This window comes from Mycolicibacterium neoaurum ATCC 25795 (assembly GCF_000691525.1).
Lineage (GTDB): Bacteria > Actinomycetota > Actinomycetes > Mycobacteriales > Mycobacteriaceae > Mycobacterium > Mycobacterium neoaurum.
This window is the reverse complement of record NZ_JMDW01000030.1, coordinates 1-5573: the sequence shown is the minus strand read 5'-3', so window position 1 is coordinate 5573 and position 5573 is coordinate 1. Positions and strand designations below refer to the sequence as shown.

The following is a 5573-nucleotide window of genomic DNA, read 5'->3' as shown; positions in this document are numbered from 1 at the left end:
TTGGAGGGCCGAGGTTAATGTGTGTTCGGCGGTGTCCTACTTTTCCACCCTGTTGGGTAGTATCATTGGCGCTGGTAGGCTTAGCTTCCGGGTTCGGGATGGGACCGGGCGTTTCCCTGCCGCTATGGCCGCCGTAACTTTATTCACCCTTTTCTGGGCGTCCCACTGTGTGTTGTGGGAAATCTTTGTGTTTTGGTGGTGGGGTGTGGATTCCATTGCTGGTTTCTACGTGTCCGATGTGGATGTGTGTGGTTGCGGGCGTCACGTTTGAGGTGCGTCAGTTTTTCTTACACATGGTGTGTTTGTTACCCGCCCCGTGGGGGGTGGGTGTGTGTAAGTTTTCGGCCGGTTAGTGCCAGTTCCCTGCGACTATTACTAGTCTTCTAGGTCTGGTCTATCGATCCCGTGGTCTGCGGGGGGCCTTATCCCTCTAAAAGGGTGAGAAGCCTGGTCTTGGAAGAGGTTTCCCGCTTAGATGCTTTCAGCGGTTATCCTGTCCGAACGTAGCTATCCAGCAGTGCCCCTGGTGGGACAACTGGTAGACCAGAGGTTCGTCCGTCCCGGTCCTCTCGTACTAGGGACAGGTTTCCTCAAGCTTCTGACGCGCGCGGCGGATAGAGACCGAACTGTCTCACGACGTTCTAAACCCAGCTCGCGTGCCGCTTTAATGGGCGAACAGCCCAACCCTTGGGACCTGCTCCAGCCCCAGGATGCGACGAGCCGACATCGAGGTGCCAAACCATCCCGTCGATATGGACTCTTGGGGAAGATCAGCCTGTTATCCCCGGGGTACCTTTTATCCGTTGAGCGACACCCCTTCCACTCAGAGGTGCCGGATCACTAGTCCCGACTTTCGTCCCTGCTCGACATGTACGTCTCGCAGTCAAGCTCCCTTGTGCACTTACACTCAACACCTGATTGCCGTCCAGGTTGAGGGAACCTTTGGGCGCCTCCGTTACATTTTAGGAGGCAACCGCCCCAGTTAAACTACCCACCAGGCACTGTCCCTGAACCGGATATACGGTTCGAAGTTAGAGGCCCAATACGATCAGAGTGGTATTTCAACAACGACTCCACACACACTGGCGTGCATGCTTCACAGTCTCCCACCTATCCTACACAAACCGTATCGAGCACCAATACCAAGTTGTAGTGAAGGTCCCGGGGTCTTTTCGTCCTGCCGCGCGTAACGAGCATCTTTACTCGTAGTGCAATTTCGCCGAGTCTATGGTTGAGACAGTTGAGAAGTCGTTACGCCATTCGTGCAGGTCGGAACTTACCCGACAAGGAATTTCGCTACCTTAGGATGGTTATAGTTACCACCGCCGTTTACTGGGGCTTAAATTCTCCGCTTCACCCCGAAGGATTAACGGGTCCTCTTAACCTTCCAGCACCGGGCAGGCGTCAGTCCGTATACATCGTCTTGCGACTTCGCACGGACCTGTGTTTTTAGTAAACAGTCGCTTCTCACTGGTTTGTGCCACCCCCTCCCGCTACCCACCGCAAAGGTGTTGACGGTATGGAGGTCCCCCTTCTCCCGAAGTTACGGGGGCATTTTGCCGAGTTCCTTAACCATAGTTAACTCGTACGCCTTAGTATTCTCTACCTGACCACCTGTGTTGGTTTGGGGTACGGGCCGTGTGTGAGCTCGCTAGAGGCTTTTCTCGGCAGCATAGGATCACCGAATTCGCCTCACTCGGCTATGCATCACCTCTCAGACATATGAGACACGGATTTGCCTATGTCTCGTCCTACAGGCTTGCCCCAGTATTACCACTGACTGGTACGGCTACCTTCCTGCGTCACCCCATCGCTTGACTACTACCAGAGAAGGTCCCACGCAGCCGGCGACTTTCCGCTCCCGAAGGATTGGATAGGCCACCATTTGGGTGGTTAGTACCTCTGATTCATCATGGGCGCGCACACACGGGTACGGGAATATCAACCCGTTGTCCATCGACTACGCCTGTCGGCCTCGCCTTAGGTCCCGACTCACCCTGGGCGGACTGGCCTGCCCCAGGAACCCTTGGTCTTTCGGCGGGCAAGGTTCTCACTTGCCTTATCGCTACTCATGCCTGCATTCTCACTCCCACACCCTCCACAGCTCCATTACCAGGCTGCTTCACTGGGTGCAGGACGCTCCCCTACCCAACCAGACATACATCTGATTGCCGCGGCTTCGGCGGTGTGCTTGAGCCCCGCTACATTATCGGCGCACAATCACTTGACCAGTGAGCTATTACGCACTCTTTCAAGGGTGGCTGCTTCTAAGCCAACCTCCTGGTTGTCTTCGCGACTGCACATCCTTTTCCACTTAGCACACGCTTAGGGGCCTTAGCCGGCGATCTGGGCTGTTTCCCTCTCGACGCACGGAGCTTATCCCCCGCCGTCTCACTGCCACGCTTTCACTTACCGGCATTCGGAGTTTGGCTGACGTCAGTAACCTTGTGAGGCCCATCGGCCATCCAGTAGCTCTACCTCCAGTAAGAAACACGCAACGCTGCACCTAAATGCATTTCGGGGAGAACCAGCTATCACGGAGTTTGATTGGCCTTTCACCCCTACCCACAACTCATCCCCTCAGTCTTCAACCTAAGTGGGTTCGGGCCTCCACAACATCTTACTGCTGCTTCACCCTGGCCATGGGTAGATCACTCCGCTTCGGGTCCAGAACACACCACTACACCACACACTCTTGTGCGGATACGCCCTATTCAGACTCGCTTTCGCTGCGGCTACCCCACACGGGTTAACCTCGCGACATGTCCCTGACTCGCAGGCTCATTCTTCAAAAGGCACGCCATCACCCCACGCAAGCGAGGGCTCTGACGGATTGTAGGCACACGGTTTCAGGTACTATTTCACTCCCCTCCCGGGGTACTTTTCACCATTCCCTCACGGTACTAATCCGCTATCGGTCATTAGGAAGTATTCAGGCTTACCGGGTGGTCCCGGCAGATTCACAGCAGATTTCACGGGCCCGCTGCTACTCGGGGAACAGTCTCACAACAGAGTGCATGTTTTCGCCTACGGGACTCTCACCCTCTACGACAGACCATCCCAGGCCCTTCGACTAACACACACTTTTCTCACTGTCGCCCAGCACGGCGGTGCTGAGAAGAAACGCCCCACAACCCCGCACACACAACCCCCGCCGGGTATCACATGCATACGGTTTAGCCATCCTCCGCTTTCGCTCGCCACTACTCACGGAATCACAATTGTTTTCTCTTCCTACGGGTACTGAGATGTTTCACTTCCCCGCGTTCCCCCCTGCACCCTATATATTCAGATGCAGGTAACACGACATCACTCGTGCTGGGTTTCCCCATTCGGACATCCTCGGATCCACGCTCGGTTGGCAGCTCCCCGAGGCATATCGCAGCCTCCCACGTCCTTCATCGGCTCCTAATGCCAAGGCATCCACCATGCGCCCTTAAACACTTACAACACAAAAAACCAGAAAAAGAAAAAAGAAATTGCACATCAAACACACACAACAACCACGCCCTCCGAAGAAGACCCGATTCTTGCGTGCTAGATGCTCGCAACCACTATCCACAAATCAAACACCACACCCCACCACCAAAGCAGGGCAACAACAAACACCGTCCGAACACCAGAACAACGCCTGGTCCCTCGCGGCCGACCCACACACTCCAACGAGCATGCGATCGCAGGGCCTGTTGTCTCAAAGCCCAATAGTGTGCCTGGCAGCCAGCACCCCGACAAATATCGAAGCGCCAAAGAATGTTTGTTGTTGCACCAGACCCCCACCCACTACAGGCGAAGGCCATCCAACGAATCGACCAAGGTCACCGAACTCCCACACGATGTGGGCGGGCCAGGTTCTCGTGGTGCTCCTTAGAAAGGAGGTGATCCAGCCGCACCTTCCGGTACGGCTACCTTGTTACGACTTCGTCCCAATCGCCGATCCCACCTTCGACGGCTCCCTCCACAAGGGTTAGGCCACCGGCTTCGGGTGTTACCGACTTTCATGACGTGACGGGCGGTGTGTACAAGGCCCGGGAACGTATTCACCGCAGCGTTGCTGATCTGCGATTACTAGCGACTCCGACTTCACGGGGTCGAGTTGCAGACCCCGATCCGAACTGAGACCGGCTTTGAAAGGATTCGCTCCACCTCACGGCATCGCAGCCCTTTGTACCGGCCATTGTAGCATGTGTGAAGCCCTGGACATAAGGGGCATGATGACTTGACGTCATCCCCACCTTCCTCCGAGTTGACCCCGGCAGTCTCCTACGAGTCCCCGGCATAACCCGCTGGCAACATAGGACAAGGGTTGCGCTCGTTGCGGGACTTAACCCAACATCTCACGACACGAGCTGACGACAGCCATGCACCACCTGCACACAGGCCACAAGGGAACTGATATCTCTACCAGCGTCCTGTGCATGTCAAACCCAGGTAAGGTTCTTCGCGTTGCATCGAATTAATCCACATGCTCCGCCGCTTGTGCGGGCCCCCGTCAATTCCTTTGAGTTTTAGCCTTGCGGCCGTACTCCCCAGGCGGGGTACTTAATGCGTTAGCTACGGCACGGATCCCAAGGAAGGAAACCCACACCTAGTACCCACCGTTTACGGCGTGGACTACCAGGGTATCTAATCCTGTTCGCTCCCCACGCTTTCGCTCCTCAGCGTCAGTTACTGCCCAGAGACCCGCCTTCGCCACCGGTGTTCCTCCTGATATCTGCGCATTCCACCGCTACACCAGGAATTCCAGTCTCCCCTGCAGTACTCTAGTCTGCCCGTATCGCCCGCACGCCCACAGTTAAGCTGTGAGTTTTCACGAACAACGCGACAAACCACCTACGAGCTCTTTACGCCCAGTAATTCCGGACAACGCTCGGACCCTACGTATTACCGCGGCTGCTGGCACGTAGTTGGCCGGTCCTTCTTCTGCACATACCGTCACTTGCGCTTCGTCTGTGCTGAAAGAGGTTTACAACCCGAAGGCCGTCATCCCTCACGCGGCGTCGCTGCATCAGGCTTGCGCCCATTGTGCAATATTCCCCACTGCTGCCTCCCGTAGGAGTCTGGGCCGTATCTCAGTCCCAGTGTGGCCGGTCACCCTCTCAGGCCGGCTACCCGTCGTCGCCTTGGTAGGCCATTACCCCACCAACAAGCTGATAGGCCGCGGGCCCATCCCACACCGCAAAAGCTTTCCACCACCGACCATGAAGCCGATGATCATATTCGGTATTAGACCCAGTTTCCCAGGCTTATCCCAAAGTGCAGGGCAGATCACCCACGTGTTACTCACCCGTTCGCCACTCGAGTACCCCGAAGGGCCTTTCCGTTCGACTTGCATGTGTTAAGCACGCCGCCAGCGTTCGTCCTGAGCCAGGATCAAACTCTCCAAACAAAAACCCCTCGAACAAACGAGGCAGAATTCGAATCAGAAAAATCCGATCACAAACAAAAGACACCAAAAACTGGCATCAAAAAAACAAACCATCTTATGTGGCAGGAAGACGGGGAGTCCCCCACCAAGATGGCAAAAAAACAACAAACAAAAACCACCAAACACACTATTGAGTTCTCAAACAACA

General features: G+C 55.6%; 3 rRNA genes. All 3 read right to left on the bottom strand.

Going from position 1 to position 5573, the window contains the following annotated elements:
• Window positions 1-23: 23 nt before the first annotated feature.
• Window positions 24-136, bottom strand: a 5S ribosomal RNA gene (gene rrf, locus IC40_RS0125920).
• Window positions 137-329: 193 nt separating this feature from the next.
• Window positions 330-3450 (bottom strand): 23S ribosomal RNA (locus IC40_RS0125915).
• Window positions 3451-3868: 418 nt separating this feature from the next.
• A 16S ribosomal RNA gene (locus tag IC40_RS0125910) occupies window positions 3869-5386 on the bottom strand.
• The 16S, 23S and 5S rRNA genes sit together here, the layout of an rRNA operon.
• Window positions 5387-5573: the final 187 nt, after the last annotated feature.